General features: G+C 51.9%; 10 protein-coding genes, 1 tRNA gene and 3 pseudogenes. 6 read left to right on the top strand and 8 right to left on the bottom strand.

Going from position 1 to position 13,982, the window contains the following annotated elements; translation table 11 throughout:
* Window positions 1-66: 66 nt before the first annotated feature.
* The 4 genes and pseudogenes from C4Q27_RS29305 to C4Q27_RS10265 form a co-directional block, all read left to right on the top strand.
* Window positions 67-201 (top strand): annotated as a pseudogene (locus tag C4Q27_RS29305) (hypothetical protein); the annotation flags it as partial.
* 546 nt (window positions 202-747) lie between these two features.
* Complete coding sequence (locus C4Q27_RS10275) at window positions 748-2,157, top strand: SIR2 family protein (protein ID WP_256600064.1); 1,410 nt, start codon at window positions 748-750, stop codon at window positions 2,155-2,157.
* Window positions 2,150-4,024, top strand: coding sequence for an ATP-binding protein (locus C4Q27_RS10270; protein WP_104886811.1), 1,875 nt, complete (start codon window positions 2,150-2,152; stop codon window positions 4,022-4,024). The genes C4Q27_RS10275 and C4Q27_RS10270 overlap by 8 nt, the downstream gene beginning before the upstream one ends.
* Before the next feature lie 34 nt (window positions 4,025-4,058).
* Window positions 4,059-4,268: a KTSC domain-containing protein gene (locus C4Q27_RS10265; protein WP_104886810.1), complete on the top strand. Its 210-nt coding sequence runs from the start codon at window positions 4,059-4,061 to the stop codon at window positions 4,266-4,268.
* Between the two features lie 170 nt (window positions 4,269-4,438).
* Here the strand turns inward: C4Q27_RS10265 and C4Q27_RS10260 are convergent, their stop codons facing one another.
* From C4Q27_RS10260 to C4Q27_RS10240, 4 genes and pseudogenes are all read right to left on the bottom strand, one after another.
* Window positions 4,439-7,237 (bottom strand): hypothetical protein, encoded by a 2,799-nt coding sequence (locus C4Q27_RS10260; RefSeq protein ID WP_104886809.1) that lies wholly within the window; start codon window positions 7,235-7,237, stop codon window positions 4,439-4,441.
* Between the two features lie 278 nt (window positions 7,238-7,515).
* Window positions 7,516-7,815 (bottom strand): hypothetical protein, encoded by a 300-nt coding sequence (locus tag C4Q27_RS29755; RefSeq protein WP_104886808.1) that lies wholly within the window; start codon window positions 7,813-7,815, stop codon window positions 7,516-7,518.
* A pseudogene (locus C4Q27_RS10250) lies at window positions 7,812-8,788 on the bottom strand (integrase domain-containing protein). Before C4Q27_RS10250 ends, C4Q27_RS29755 begins: the two are co-directional and overlap by 4 nt.
* A gap of 934 nt (window positions 8,789-9,722) precedes the next feature.
* A pseudogene (locus C4Q27_RS10240) lies at window positions 9,723-10,043 on the bottom strand (integrase); the annotation flags it as partial.
* A 173-nt stretch (window positions 10,044-10,216) separates the two neighbouring features.
* Here C4Q27_RS10240 and C4Q27_RS10235 point away from each other — a divergent pair.
* On the top strand, window positions 10,217-10,567 hold the full coding sequence (locus C4Q27_RS10235; RefSeq protein WP_104887855.1) for a type II toxin-antitoxin system RelE/ParE family toxin: 351 nt from the start codon (window positions 10,217-10,219) through the stop codon (window positions 10,565-10,567).
* On the opposite strand, the gene C4Q27_RS10230 is transcribed toward C4Q27_RS10235, so the two are convergent.
* The 3 genes from C4Q27_RS10230 to C4Q27_RS10220 all read right to left on the bottom strand — a co-directional run bounded on the left by C4Q27_RS10230 (window position 10,564) and on the right by C4Q27_RS10220 (window position 11,598).
* Window positions 10,564-10,887, bottom strand: coding sequence for a helix-turn-helix domain-containing protein (locus C4Q27_RS10230; RefSeq protein WP_104886807.1), 324 nt, complete (start codon window positions 10,885-10,887; stop codon window positions 10,564-10,566). The genes C4Q27_RS10235 and C4Q27_RS10230 overlap by 4 nt on opposite strands.
* Window positions 10,888-11,175: 288 nt before the next feature.
* Window positions 11,176-11,251: transfer RNA gene (locus tag C4Q27_RS10225), tRNA-Thr, on the bottom strand.
* A 98-nt stretch (window positions 11,252-11,349) separates the two neighbouring features.
* Complete coding sequence (locus tag C4Q27_RS10220) at window positions 11,350-11,598, bottom strand: hypothetical protein (RefSeq protein WP_010951646.1); 249 nt, start codon at window positions 11,596-11,598, stop codon at window positions 11,350-11,352.
* A 530-nt stretch (window positions 11,599-12,128) separates the two neighbouring features.
* Here C4Q27_RS10220 and C4Q27_RS10215 point away from each other — a divergent pair.
* Window positions 12,129-12,416, top strand: coding sequence for a DUF3077 domain-containing protein (locus C4Q27_RS10215; protein WP_047603189.1), 288 nt, complete (start codon window positions 12,129-12,131; stop codon window positions 12,414-12,416).
* A gap of 354 nt (window positions 12,417-12,770) precedes the next feature.
* Here the strand turns inward: C4Q27_RS10215 and C4Q27_RS10210 are convergent, their stop codons facing one another.
* Window positions 12,771-13,976, bottom strand: a complete 1,206-nt coding sequence (locus tag C4Q27_RS10210) for an adenovirus L4-33K/L4-22K family protein (RefSeq protein ID WP_054888458.1) — start codon at window positions 13,974-13,976, stop codon at window positions 12,771-12,773.
* Window positions 13,977-13,982: the final 6 nt, after the last annotated feature.

The following is a 13,982-nucleotide window of genomic DNA, read 5'->3' as shown; positions in this document are numbered from 1 at the left end:
GGGCCCTTAACCGCGTGGCTGCGCGAAAGAGCTTCATGCTGTTCTGTGGATAACTCCAACCGGACGCTCGACCAGGCTGCCGAAGCGCTGGGAGTCAGCCCCCGTAGCATCAGCCGCTACAGCAGTGGTCGTGAAGCGGTACCACGCACATTGGCGCTGGCTTGCCTAGGTTGGGAGAGTTTGGAGCAGAAAGCCGCCTGACAGGGCTTTTTGAGCCATCTCGGAGGGCTTGAGCTTTCGCTATTCTGGCCTGAGATTTCCGGGGCCGCTTTGCGGCCCTCCGCGACATAAGGCCGCTCCTACAGACGACGCGGCGTGCTTTTGAATCTTTTACTATGCGCGACGGTGCAGCCTGGAAGAGCGCTATGGGATTGTTGAGGCAGCTCTACGGCCGAGTCGCCGCGGCGGTTGCCCCGTAGCGTGAGCAAGCTGAGTGCACAGCGTCTTGCGCAAGGCTGGGGGAGTCCGCCATTTGAGTCATACCTCCTAGCCGAAAACAAAAAAGGCCCACCTTTCGGTGAGCCTTTTTTGATACTGCGTATGGTGCGGCACGAGGAGTCGAACTGGCGCGCTAACTTATTAAAAAATATAGCTTTTCTAAAAAGATTTGTTTCTTCATACCCCTAAAAATACCCTAGTCAGAGGGGTGGTATTTGTTGATTGAGTGTTCAAGTAACGAACCTTTGCTGGGGCAAAACAACCGTAAAAACATGAGCAACCTACCGTAAAGATAGGTGCGCAGCTTGAATGCAGAAAAGTGGTTGTGATATCAATTCCATTTTGCCACTATCTCTGAATGCAGATGGCACTGCAAAAAATAGGGTAATACCAAGGGAAGTGAAGGCCGTGACCGATAATTCGAGCGCAGTTTCTGCATCAAGTAAGGCGCCTGAGGCGAGTGCGCCTAAATATAGCGTTTTACCTGCTATCCATGACGCAGCACAACAAGCCCGGAACTTAAGGCAAGTAATGCAAGACGATAAACAGCGAATAGGCTGTTTTGTCGGCGCAGGCTGTCCCTTGGGTGTTTACGACGCTAATGGTATAAAAAGTATTGTATTGATTCCTGCCGTTGTAGAGTTGACAGCTCGTATTGCAATAGGGCTTAAAGCAAGCGACGAAAACGCGGGCGGTGCTACGAAGTATAAGGAATATTGGGATTTCTTATGTGCTGAATGCCAGGCAGACGATGAAAAAACTCCTACTGTTGAAGATGTTCTCACGGAGTTGCGTACGCTAGCGAATCGTAGAGGGAGTTCTAGTGTCTTAGGAATGACCAAGAAAGAGTTACGTGATCTCGACGAGGTAATATGTGCTCTCATTCTTGAAGAAGTCAATAAACCATTGCCAGCGTACCGTAATGCGTACAATCGCTTTGCATCTTGGGTGGGGGGCGTCCATCGTGACGCACCTATCGAAATATTCACCCCAAATTATGATGTTCTGTTTGAACAGGCTTTTGAGCAGCATCCGCTTCCCCACTTTGATGGATTCGTGGGTTCACACAAACCCTGGTTCGACTTAGCGTCTATTGAGCACGATTTAATACCTTCCAGATGGACGAGATTATGGAAGCTACACGGGTCGGTTAACTGGGAGAAAAGTGAAGAAGTAGTAAACGGAGTAAAAGTTACACGGGTTGTCCGCGTTACTCGGGAAGCTGAAGCCGGTAAGGTCATGATTTTTCCGTCGCATCTCAAATACGACCAAAGCCGCCGCATGCCATATCTAGCTATGCTTGATCGGTTAAGAGCTTTTTTTCAAGGAAAGGATGCTCCAAGATTAGTTGTGTGTGGCTACTCTTTTCTCGACGAGCATTTGAACGAGATTTTACTAGATGGACTGCGAGGCAATCGCAATGCGCAATGCTTCGCCTTAATGTACTCAGGTCTAGATCAACACTCCAGAGCTGTTGAGTACGCAGTGAAGCAAAGTAATCTAACCGTTCTTGCTTGGGATGGAGCCGTTGTGGGGAACCGTGTAGGCCGATATCGCTCTGGAACTATTGGCGGAAAAGAGCATCTGCCGTGGTTGACCGAAGAGGAGGTGGAAGTCGACGAACGAAAAGAACTTCAGCCTCGTAGTCGGTTGGGTGATTTCCACTATTTCGGTCTATTTCTTGAGCAGCTATGCGGTGGAAGTAACTACGATGCGTAGCGCTAACTTAAACTCTGATCCTTCCAGACTAGGCAGTGTTGAGGATGTTAACGGTTCAAGCATTAGCGTGAAGCTTGCGGATAGCACTCCTGCAGGACTTCTATTCGTACATGGTGAAGCATATCGAGTTGGGCAAGTAGGCGGATTTGTTCGTATTCCGTCTGGATACGTTGATCTATACGGAGTGATATCGCAAGTTGGCGCTGGGGCTGCCCCTGGTCCGCCAGAGCTTGCTACACAGTTTGGTAATCGTTGGCTCAAAGTCGAACTCGTAGGGCAAGGAAGAAGGGGAACTAAATTCGAACGGGGTATTGCTCAATATCCGTCGATAGGTGACTCCGTCCATGTTGTTACTGAATCTGATCTAAAAACGGTGTATGCCCCAGAAGATGATGATGGATATGTAGCTGTTGGTCGAGTTGCAAGTGCTGAATCAATTCGTGCATATCTTGATATAAATAAACTAGTTACCCGCCACTCTGCTGTGGTTGGAAGTACCGGTTCAGGAAAGTCAAATGCTGTGGCAAATTTGCTGGGCGCTGTATCTGATCGTTCACGCTTCCAGTCAGCTCGAGTAGTATTGTTTGATCTTCATGGGGAGTATGCGAATGCCTTTGGTGAGCAAGCCCGAGTTTTTCGAGTTGGTGCTGATCCAACCTTAGGAGAAAGAGAACTGTATATCCCGTTTTGGGCACTCACGGCCGAAGAATTTATTTCAATGGCAATGGGATCTGTCACCGGAACGGCATTAGTTCTATTGCAAGAAAAGTTACTATCTAGCAAGCGAGCATCGAAGCCGGGAGGTGCTCCGCATGGTTTGCCTGACCTCGCTGTCACTGTTGACACTCCGCTACCGTTTTCAGTGTATCAGCTTTGGCACGATTTATATTCGTTGCACTGTGCAACTCATACAGTAAGTAAGAATCAGAATCAAACGCAGACGACAAGAGCTTATCTTGAAGATGGGGTGCCTCCGGTAAAGGCGGTCGGGGACAGTGAGCAACTCTTACGCCCTCGATTCAGGCCAATTACAACGGAGGCGGGGGCAGAAAAGATTTATGGTGGGCTCTATGGAGATTTGCCACGCCCTCATCTCGATAGCTTAGAAAGTAAACTTCGTGATCCGCGAATGCAATTTTTGTTTCGTCCTGGACCGTGGTCCCCAGACACCGATGGTACAACTGCCGCTGATCTTGATGCTCTACTCGAATCTTGGGTGGGAGCGGATACACCTATTTCTGTATTTGATTTATCAGGTATACCCACGGCAGTCGTCGATGACCTAATAGGTGCCGTACTTAGGATATTGTACGACGCAATCTTCTGGGGGCGAATGAAGCCGGAGGGTGGTAGGCAGCGCCCTTTACTTGTAGTACTCGAAGAAGCGCATATATATCTCAGCCCGCAGTCAAAAAGCCGAGCTGCTACTGCCTCAAGACGCATTGCGAAAGAAGGGCGGAAGTATGGTGTTGGTTTAATGCTTGTCAGCCAGCGTCCATCTGAGGTGGATAGCACAATCCTCTCGCAGTGCGGTACTGTAATTTCCTTACGCTTAACAAATGACTCGGACCGATCACAGGTTACCTCGTGCGCATCTGATAATCTAAAAGGGCTATTTTCGATGCTTCCGGTTCTTCGTACTGGGGAGGCGTTGATAGTGGGAGAGGCCGTTAATATGCCGATACGAGCTATCATAGATCGCCCTCCTGAAGGGAGACGTCCTGAAAGCGACGATCCTTTAGTCGTCGTACCGAAGGGAGAAGACGGTGAACGTGTAAGAAGCGGTGGCTGGACTGAGTCTGTCCAAAGTGAGAATTATAAGCCTCTGACCGAAGCTTGGCGCAAACAGGATCCTACTGCAGGTTAAGTACATCCCAACAAAACAACTGGAGACACAAACGATGGAGCGTACGCCTGTAATATCTAGTAATGTGAGTTCGATTGGTTATGATGTCGACGAGCAAATCCTTGAGGTGGAGTTCAATAATGGAGCTGTGTATCAGTATTCATCTGTTCCGGAATACGAGTATGCTGGATTAATAAATGCAGCCTCTAAAGGGTCGTATCTCCATTCGCAGATTAAAAATAGATATTCGTGTGTCAAGCTTTGAGCTGATTTTTCCGAATTCTATTGAATGAGCCAGTGGTGCTCCCGCGACTCTGATCCACAGAATCAGAGTCGCGAGGTTTAAGCAGAAAAGACGACTGATCTACTCCTGATTAAAAATGAGGCGTCGCTTGCAGTGACGCAGACTTTTAACGCGATATTTACTTTCTAATGCTACCCCTGCGATCGCTTCTGCATCCAAAAGCCTAACTTACGCTCCCAAGAACTCTTAGTCTTAGAATTCGACTGTTTGGAAATAGCCAGTTGCAGTATCTCTATAGCTTCATCTATGTTGCAATCGTGCAAAATTTCTGCCTTGTCGTTTAAAAAGCTTGTTGAAAAATGCTCAACATTTTTTTCGGTCCCTAACTTATCAATTGCCAAATCAATTTGATTTGTCGCGAGCGTAAATTTTTTCTGCCCTCTCAACTGTTTAGCTCGAGCTTGATGGAAAAATGCATCACAATTTTCAACCTCGTCGAGCAATCGGCCGGCCTCGTCGAAATCGCCAATTTCAATATAGAATTTTGCTACCTTAACTCTGGCGAAATCATTGCCATCACGAAGTGCATTGCTATAGTAATTTTTGGCCAAGCCCGAAGCGTAGTCAAGTTTGGCCTCCCATCCTTCAAATTTTTTATATTTAAACATACGATAGATGGCGGCTTGAATATCTGCGTAGGCCATCATAAGTTTTTGATTGGTGTCAATATTGTCAGGCGGCGGCAACGCTTCGCTGAGTTCTTTAAATGCGTCCGGCAACTCAAAGCCGAGATAGCTAGACAATCGACTCAGTATCCGATAAGGATGATCAAAAGATGATCTTAAATTTATTGAGATATCTGACAAAAAATTATCAAGCCTTGCCTCTATGTATTTAGCTCGAAGATTCTTGTACTTCGAACTTGCAATTAAGTCGTAAAAAGATAGGATAATTGAGTAGGAAGCTTCGCTCGCTCTTGAATCTAGCACCATGCTTACATAGCGCTCTACTTCAGCTAGATTTTTTGAATTGTCAGCGATTCTCGCCAATTGCAAGATGCATTGCTCACTTCCTGGATAGTCCTTGAGAAGGTTTTCAAATAGCAACTTGGCTCTCTCCGAATTGCCATCCCAATACTCAAGCTTGGCAATATGATGCCTAACAAGAAGCATTGAGGCGGTACCCTCTTGGAGACTTTTCTCAATACTCTCTAGGCTCTCAATAGAACGCCTTGCTTCAACGTGATAATCTTCAGGATAGGCGGGGCGATCAATAGAGATTAACTTCAGCTCCATCGACTCTATAAGTAGTAGAAGATCCTCTAGGGAGTTACCGCTTAAATCAAAGGAATCGATCTCCCGAACAAGCGCACCTTTATGAACCAGGCTGTCTGTAACTTGAACAATTGCGTACAAAATGGCTTTTTTATGGCGTTCATTCAACGTTGACTTATAAAGTGACTCTAAAATCTGTTTGTGTAGTACGCAAAAGCTATAATAGCCGCTATTTTTAAACTCATTTTGCTCTAGAAGTAACTCGCCTATTTTTACTGTGAGTTTGTCAGTTTCGGGGCTGTTTGCAATTGCTTTCTTAACAGATAGTAGTACTATTGAGTGAATTGTTGAATAATTTGGGTTGGATCTGACTACTAAGGCGGTCTTCTCCAAATTTCTTAAGGCCTTGCTTCCTAGTAATTTATTAAATACGAAATTGCTCACCATTTCAGCATCTAAAAGTGCAATCAAAGAGAGTTCAGTTTTAAATTTATCGAGATATTTGCCGATTACCAGATCGGAGATTGTCTGAGAGCGCCCGGCTACGATTTCATCTGGAATCTGTTCGATCTCACCCAAAAACTCCTCAACCTCTTCGGGATCAAATTCTTCTTCTTTAATAATTTGGCATACCAACCCTAAACATAGAGGGTGCCCGCCCACTTGGCTGATGATTCGTTCGACAAAACTATCATTTAAATCGATTAAGCTCTTGATCAATTCTCGAGACTCGGCACCGCTCATCTCTGAGACCTGGTAAGATCGCGACTTATCCAGAACTCTCTCAATTGACGTTATAAGAAGCCGACTCCCTTCACTTGCGAAAGCGTTGAATTTGTTTTCCAGTTCGCCTGCATCGCCGGAGATATTGTCGAGAATTACTAAAACTGAAAATTTTTCGCAAATATAAGCAAGATTTAGATTTTTATCATACCCACTGACTTTTACAGATCCAAAGTCAAAAGCTTCAGCTGCTGATGCGTCTATCCAAACTACAGAATCAAATTTATTTTTCAAACGATGGCTAATAGATAAAGCTAACTTGCTTTTGCCTATACCGCTCAAACCATACAGCGCTGTCGTTTTGCTTCGCTGTACCAGATCAATTATGTCCTCTTCAGGTTGGCGAGATATGTATTCTGCGGGAAGTACAGGAAGCTCGTTGGCTTTCGAAATGGCCGAATATAGGGCGGAGGCACGAGGTAAATAAGTTAGTACGTTTACGATAAATCTTTGGTCGCCTACATTGTCTGATACAATTTCGGCGATCTTCTCGGAGTCATAAACTTTTATTTGCCTGCCCAGCGCCAAATGCCGAATCAACTTGTCAACTTTATCAAGGCGCCCTGCTTTTGCCTCTTGATTTGCAAATAGATATATCTCTTGGCATTGGCTGCTGTTCTTAATTGCTGAGTTAATATCCTTGATAGGTTTGGTGATCTCGATTTTGAGTTTTTGAATCTCATCAAAATCACTAGCAAATGAATCGAAATATCCTTCATCAGTCCCGCATTGACCTACGATATTAAAATTATCTGTAGAGAAATCGACCGTCCGACTGATCGGCTTTGCGTAAAGGTTACTCCCCTTGTGCGTCGCTACCTCTCCCACGAGTTTCTCAAATATAGGGAGGCAAAAATATTCGAACTCAGTTCCGTTCAGCGTTATCAGATCCTGAACTATACTGTTTATAAATGCCCGCTTTAGCAGTTCCAAACTTACCCCCTTAATCTAGAAAACACAAACTTAATGTATTTATGATCCCGTTAGGATCAGTCGCAGATCGAGTCTTACGTCAGTTATACCGCAGAATCGTCCCATGAGTAGAACAGAAAATGGTGCAAAGCGAGACCGCTGTCATTAACCCTCGATAGGAGATGGTCACTGCTTCGTTCATGGGTTATGCCTCAGCAAAGAACGTACCGTGGTGATCATTTAGAGCTGCCCATCGCACAGCGCCATTCACGATGCATTGGCAGACGCTTGAGTGGCGGCTACGGTCGTTTTCTGCCTCCTGCTTGGTGGTTGAAGCCCCATGATTTGTCTAATCGATGAGTGAGCAGTTGCACGGTTAGGAAATAGTAATAGCGCGTCGACTCACTGTGCCGGTTTAGGTGGTGATTGAGAAACCAAGCAAGGTGTTTTCTCTGCCAAGCCCAAGGGGTGTCGCGTTTCCAGCGCTCCGAAATTGCGGATTGGATAGCCTTCGCCTGATGCAGATGGCGTTGGCGCGTGGCATGTGACCCGGTCAAAACGCCCGTCAGAAATAGTTCCATATTGAATGGCTTGCTCATGTTCGACCACCAATATATGCCGACACCACGTCAATACGACCGTGTCCCAGCTCATAGCTGATTTGCCTCCGGGCCTCACGATCTAGGTTCTTATCTACCCGGCAACATTGGCCGCCGTTGGTGCACAGTGCTGGGTGATTTGCTTATAGCGCTCACATGCGTATGCAGCTCGTAGCTCATGGAAGCCTTTGAGGTTGTGTGCATGCAGGGTTTTCCGCGCAGGACTGACGATTTCTTGCAGAAGATGTAGGTAGCTTTCATTTGGCGCAATCAGGTTGCGACTACCGAAAGGCGACACCTGCCGTGCAAACCCAAGCGCCTCACGAACATGGTCGTCCACCGCAATCCAACGGGGCGCCGAAGCTCCAGCGCGGCCGCCTTTGGTGCCATCCTGAATATTTATCCTGTGTAGGTCGTTAGCCTCACGGCTTAGCCGTGGCAGGTCCGCCAAGATGGTCTCACGCAGGCGCATGCCGGTGGCTCGTGCCAATAGAACAATCGCGGCAGCCCGTTGCTGATGATGGCGGCAAAGTGCATCGACGATTTGCTTAACCTGTTCGCGGTCTTGGCCTTGCGGCACCGACTGTCGAACACCGCTGCGCTGCATTCCCAACGCCTTGCTCGGGCTGGGCAATTTCACGCACTGGTCACCGCGAAGTGCTGCCATGGTCCTGTTAACGCTGGATAGGCGGTTTTGCGCGGTGCTGACGGCGAGGTCACCGCGCTCAACCACGTCGCGCAGATACGCCGCGTAGTCGGCCAATACCTTTCGATCAATCTGCCGCGCATCATTGATACCGGGTCCCTGTTCGGAGCGACACCACTTTACGAATGCCTGCCACCGATCACAGTGCGCCTTGACCGTGCCGTAGTGGCCTCCACTGAACATATCTTTCAGCGCCTGCGGCCCTGCGTAGCTTAATTGCCTGCCGTAGCCGAAATTGCGGCCATCGCGTTTACCCACCAATGCCATGTCAGTCACCTCATCTTTCGATCTCCGATCCTCGCCCCACGTCATCCCGCCAAGAATGCTGAGTGTTATCAGGGATCAAGGCCCCTGCGACCTGTGGGGAGTGTCCTCTACGCGGGACTGGCGGCTCCTTACGACCGGGAGCAAGGGCATCTCATGATCTGGCCTCCTGAACACCGTTACCGGTGGGCGGGTGGAGGCTGCATTGGCTGACGAGACCAGTGCCGCGAGATCCTGAGCCGGGTGAGCGCAGCAATGCGATGACCGGGGCATGCCTGACTGTCAGTCAGGTGCAGTCCATTCCTTGGTCTGCGGCACCATCATCTACATCGCTGTTGCTGGAGACATCGGCGTTTGTCACGCCGATTGTCACGAGGGGAATTGCCGCTGAGCCATGTGCGATCAGGGCTGCAGCAGTGTCAGGAGCGCCCGTCTCTTTCCAGAAGAAAGAGACGGGCACAGGTTGGCGCAAGATTCGGCCAAGCGGATAGGTTGCTGCAGGGCAGCGCAATAGGGAGTGTCGTCTGGCGCACGAGGGCCATGAAATGTAGTTGGCATCCATCACCGGGGAGGTGACCGGGCGAGCTGCCGAATGCGAATCGCCCTTGGGGAGAACCACCGCGGGAGCGGCGTGACCTTTGAGGTTCGGGTCACCTGGGGTGCTGTCATCGACAGCGCTTGCAACCCCGGTCTACGCCTGTGGACAATATTCGTCAAGCAAAGAGATTTCAGGGATCTAGCGCCTGTGGATAAAACTATCCCCCGGTGGACATCAGTGGTTTTCCACAGACGTGCGCTGTGCCAGCAGTTTTTTTCTTAGGAATGGTCCTTTCAAACGGGGCGGCTTTGCAGCCCCGTTTGAAAGGACCCGCGCGGAGGAGCTTCATGGGGTGCTGTGGGTAACTTCACAGCGGGTTTGAGGTGGCGGTGCGGCGGGTTACTCGGTCCTCTTGGCACTGCGCAGGCGCGTTACGTTCTCGCCCGTCTGCTTGGCAAACTCGTGCGGCGTCACATGGTCCTCGCGGTTCGCCTCCAGAAACCGGCTCCACCAGGTCATGATCATCCGGCGCTCTTCGAGGAACTCGGCCTTGTGGGTGTAGGCGGCGCGCACGTTGTTGCGTTCCTTGTGGCTCATCTGCCGCTCGATAGCCGTCTCCGACTACAGCCCGGATTCAACCAGCGCACTACACGCCATGGCTCGCAAGCCACGGCCGCAGATACCCACCTTGGTGTCGTAGCCCATCGTCCTGAGTGCGGCAAACCCCGGCCCCAAATGAGGTCGAACTGATTTCAGCGGGTGAGAGAAACACGATATTTCAGGGTCAAACCGCGAAACATTTCTAATTCCGCCAACTGCAAGCCACTGCGCTAGATTCCCTCCTCCTGGCATCCATGCCGTCCCCAATCCAGCATCTCGCCGTGGGTAGACCGTTGAAAAAGTTTGCGTTTGTGAGTGCAGCTGCTGAGCGTGAATACAAAGACCTTCCCAAGGACGTTCAGGACGATTTTGGTAAAGACCTGCGACGCATCCAGTATGGCCAGGACCCAGAGCGGCCGATCAAGTCGTTGACCGAGTCGGTAGGGGCGGGTGCGATTGAGCTCATCATCAACGGCAGCCCTGCATTCCGATGCGTGTATGTGGCCAAATTTGCAGACATGGTCGTCGTGTTGCATTCGTTCGTAAAAACGACCAACAGGTCCGACCGGCACGCGATGCAGGTCGCCGAACAGCGGATGAAAGAGTTGAAGCAAGAACTGAGAAAAATGGGATACAGGGTTTAGCTGCCAGGTGTTTGGGTGATCACGATCTGGGGCTGTGAACCGGCATCGTTCGAGGGCAGGGTCAGGGTTGTGCGAAAGCCTAGCTTGTCCAGCATGTCCATCATGGCGTCCAAGGTGAATTTCTCGATCTTGCCATTTGCAAGCTCGGATATGCGGGATTGGGTTACGTTCAGCTTGGCTGCGGCATCATGCTGTTTGAGGCCCATTTTTTTGATGCAGTCAGTGATGAAAATGGACAAGTCCATTTTCAAGGCCATTTTGCTGGCGGTATCTGCGTCGTGGGTGGCGTGGAAAGGGCTTTCGTGGAATTGAAGCGCCATTGGCTTGCCTCGGCGGAAATATCTAAAATTTGCGATAAATCGTAGTGGGGATTGGTTGGCGAGTCAAAGCGTTTGTGTTGGAGGGTGTGTCTGTTTTTGAGCTGGGCTGTGATCAGAGAATTGCATCTGCTTGGGGGGGGTTGGGGCTGCTGCGCAGCCCATCGCAGGCAAGCCAGCTCCTACACCGATCGTGGTGGCTTCAGGGCATCTGGAAGGCAGGGGATTGGGGGCTGCGGGGGGAAAACAAAAAAGGCCCACCTTTCGGTGAGCCTTTTTTGATACTGCGTATGGTGCCGGCACCAGGAATCGAACCCGGGACCTACTGATTACAAGTCAGTTGCTCTACCATCTGAGCTATACCGGCAATGGGGCGTCATTATAGCGATCGTTTGGCGCCTGTAAACCACTTCCTTGCGAATGTTCGCAAAAGACCTAAGTCACCGGCCTAAAAGAAGAATTTTCCTACCAGCCGCGGTGCATGGTGGTGACGCTAGGCTCGCTTTTGCCCGGGTTGAAAAACAGCTTGTCGTTGTCGCAGCCGCGCTTGCGGCATGGGGCTTCTGTGCGCAGGGGCAGGCCTTTGTCGCCGCCCAGCTGCATGCCGGGGTGGTTCCAGCCCAGGTTGCTGTTGGGGTGGGGCGAGGTGCCGCCGGCGCAGCCGGTCAGGGCCAGGGCGAAGGTCAGCAGGGCGAGGGGGTTGGCTCGGGTCACGATGCTCAGGTCCGGTGGTCCATTGTCGGTTCTGGCGCAACGCCAGAAGGTCGCGGGGCTGGCGGGCAGCGCGCGACGTCACTTTTTAATGATTTGGGGGGCGGATGATACACCGTTGCGGCGGTGGAGCATTAGCCTTGTGTTGTCTGGTATGGCCTCTTCGCGGGTGAACCCGCTCCTACACGGGGGCGGGTAAGCCGGGTTATCTGTGTAAGGCAATTCTGAACCATGGGGCTAAAAGCTTCAGCATTTGGATGCTTCGGAAGTATCCTACGCGCGCCGTCGAAGTAACGCTGTTGTTGGGGAAAGGGCTCACAGATACCGTTTGCGGGTCGCTCTGGCGACCGGGTGTGAGAACCCGACTACGAATTTAGCGGCTGCATAATGGCGACCGTGCGCGGGCAGACTTCGGTCTGGCCGAGGCTTCCTATATTCACTCGGTTTCTCACCCTGTGCACGGTTGCCGCCATTTGTTCCGGTGAGAAAGAATGAATGCTGCAACTCCTTGAGGAATATAGGAGTTCGAAAAATTGAAAAGCCTTCCGCCAGATAACACCCCCAAACCAATCACAACCGCAGGCGTGGAAACCTTCCTCGCAGCCGGTAACCCATCCCTCAATCTCCTACGCGTAGAGCCCGGCGTCCCCGTCGACGCGGCCTACGAGCATGTCTCGATCCTGATGGGCTACATCAAGCACCTGGTGCGCGAGGGCGATATGGAGGACGACCATAAATTCCTGGGGGCAGCCGATTACCTGTGCGACATGGCCAAGGCGCTGATGAACGATATCGAGATCGCCAAGGGCAAGGCGCATTAGGCATTGGCGCGGTCATTTGTGGGAGCGGCCTTGCGTCGCGAAAGGGCCGCAAAGCGGCCCCCGTTTTCGGCACAATCTCTGAAATCGCCGGGGCTGCTTTGCAGCCCATTCGCGACGCAAGGCCGCTCCCACAACAGCCGCTTGCGCTAACCACAAGAAATGTTTATGCACAAGTGGCATCGGCGACCTGAGCGAAAGGCATGCCGGATCGCTACGCCGCTGGTCTTTGCGCAAACGCCTGTTTTTACTGGGCTGCAGCCGCAAGCAGGAATAAGCCAAGCGCTTGAAATAGCGCTTGGATCCAACAGGTAATCACAAGCTTGTTCACAGACTTATCCACAGGTTGTGCTGCGGCTAACCGTCGCGTTCCGCCAGAATGAGGAGGTTGCGCGGGGTCAGTGGGTAATCGCAAAACAGGCCCAGGCGCACGTCATAGCCTTGTTCTTCGAGGAACAGGGCGCGATCGAGTACCAGCCACAGCTCCAGTGGCCGACGGAACAGGTTGCGTACGCGCTCCAGGTTCCGAACCTCGGCCAGGCGTTGCCAGCCCGCAGCTTCCAGCATTGCCCAGTCCGGGTCGCCGCTCACTGGCAATTGCTTCAGTTCAGCCAAGTCGCGGCAGTATTGCTCGAAGGGCTTCTCCAGCCAGGCCACCGGCAGGGAAGGCGTCGGCAGGTATTCATCGCTCTGGCGCTGCTGGCGTTGCAGCAGGTCGAAGCCCAGGCGCCGGGCCATCGAGGTGTCGCGCTGGCGCCGCACGCGGGCGCCGGCAGTGACGGTTTCGCTCAAGGGCAGGCCCAGGTCGTCCAGCGACAGCTGCAGGCTCGACGCCTGCGCGGCTGTGGATAACGCCTGGTATTGCTGCGCGGCGATGCGGTTGTAGCAGCAGGGGGCTATGGCCAGTTGCCGGCAACCTTGCTGGCTGGCCAGTTGCATCAGGCGTACATGCAGATCGCCACAGGCATGCAGGGCAACCACGCTTTTATCGTCAGCCAGGTGGCGAGCGCTGTCGCTGGCCATCACATCCTGATGTACGTGCTGTGCTTGCAAGTGGTGGTGTGCACTCAGGGCCTGACCGGCAGCGACCAGGTCGGCGTCGTACTCCAGGCAGGTCAGGTGTTGCCCGGGTTGCAGCAGGCGACGGCCGAGGTGGCCTTTGCCAGAACACCAGTCCAGCCAGTGCCGGGGCTGCTCGCGGAAGGCTAGGTGGCTGGCGAAGGCTTCGATCTGCTGCCATTTGCGGCCGGGGACAGCGACGTCCAGGCGGTGGGCGGCAGGCGGTAGATTGGTTTGCGCAAGGCTGCCGAGCGTGGCGAGCTGTCGGGCTTGTTCGGCCAGTTGCGGGAATGGGGCAGGCAAGCGGTCAGCGGCGCTGTCGGCTTCGGCGTCTGCCAGGGAACATTGGCGCAGGTGGGCGGCAAGCTCTGGGTGGGTGGTTTCCCAAGGCAGTTGCAGGGTGGTGAAGGGGCGGGGTTTCCACAGCTGTTGGTGCTCGATCAGGAACTGGTCGAGGGCCTGGAAGCGGGTGCTTAGGTGGTGGCTGTGGAGGGGGCTGGGCATGGGGAT

Origin of the sequence: Pseudomonas sp. SWI36 (genome assembly GCF_002948105.1) — a bacterium.
GTDB classification, from domain to species: domain Bacteria; phylum Pseudomonadota; class Gammaproteobacteria; order Pseudomonadales; family Pseudomonadaceae; genus Aquipseudomonas; species Aquipseudomonas alloputida.
The sequence above is the reverse complement of the archived record's forward strand: the minus strand, read 5'-3'. Positions and strand labels throughout refer to the sequence as shown.

What these genes read in the sequence shown, in the direction of transcription:
- C4Q27_RS10275 (WP_256600064.1), top strand. Translation starts at nt 748, where the DNA reads ATGCAGAAAAGTGGTTGTGATATCAATTCCATTTTGCCACTATCTCTG.
- C4Q27_RS10270 (WP_104886811.1), top strand. Translation starts at nt 2,150, where the DNA reads ATGCGTAGCGCTAACTTAAACTCTGATCCTTCCAGACTAGGCAGTGTT.
- C4Q27_RS10265 (WP_104886810.1), top strand. Translation starts at nt 4,059, where the DNA reads ATGGAGCGTACGCCTGTAATATCTAGTAATGTGAGTTCGATTGGTTAT.
- C4Q27_RS29755 (WP_104886808.1), bottom strand. Translation starts at nt 7,815, where the DNA reads ATGAGCAAGCCATTCAATATGGAACTATTTCTGACGGGCGTTTTGACC.
- C4Q27_RS10230 (WP_104886807.1), bottom strand. Translation starts at nt 10,887, where the DNA reads ATGGCGCTTCAATTCCACGAAAGCCCTTTCCACGCCACCCACGACGCA.
- C4Q27_RS10210 (WP_054888458.1), bottom strand. Translation starts at nt 13,976, where the DNA reads ATGCCCAGCCCCCTCCACAGCCACCACCTAAGCACCCGCTTCCAGGCC.